General features: G+C 66.8%; 1 protein-coding gene. It reads right to left on the bottom strand.

Features of this window, described 5'->3' with window-relative positions:
* A partial coding sequence (locus tag ACK41V_RS23810) for a hypothetical protein (protein WP_409786183.1) occupies window positions 1-533 on the bottom strand: 533 nt, incomplete at its 3' end.
* Window positions 534-557: the final 24 nt, after the last annotated feature.

Here is a 557-nt window from a genome sequence, read left to right as displayed (position 1 = left end):
GGGACGGTTTCGCCACGCATGATGGCGGCATGGTGCGGCTCGTCGGGCAGAACGACGTTGGCGATGCGGTTCTGGTCGCGGTACTGCGGGTTGGAGGCGGGCTCCACCATGATGCGCGCGGCGAAGACGATGCCGTCCAGATGCCGCAGGCCGGGCAGAACCCGCTTGGCCTTGGCTGCGGGGCTTTCGTCCCTGGGATCAAGGCCAAGGGCGCTGTCCACGATGGCGCGAAAGGTGGATTTCGAGATCTTCCAACCGATGGACTGCCCTTTCTCGTCCAGCTTGCCGCCCGCCACGGTGAAGCTCTGCCAGAACTTCCGCCGGGCATGGGGGCCGTCGACCACGGTGAATTCGCAGTCGAGCATGCGGGCGTCGCTGGACTGCGAAGCCTTCAGCAGCCCCGCATCCGCCGGGGTCGCGCCGTTCACGCCGCCGGGGCGAATGGTCAGCCGCACCTTGGCGAAGGTGCCGTCCGGGATCAGTTCCCCGATGGGGGCCATCTGCGGCTGGGCGTCGTTGAGATCGTAGCTCATGGGTCTGTCCTTTGCGTCTGGATC

The organism is Acidovorax sp., from assembly GCF_046291265.1.
Lineage (GTDB): Bacteria > Pseudomonadota > Gammaproteobacteria > Burkholderiales > Burkholderiaceae_C > Acidovorax.
Note: the sequence above shows the minus strand (reverse complement) of the source record. Positions and strands in the feature narration are given on the sequence as shown.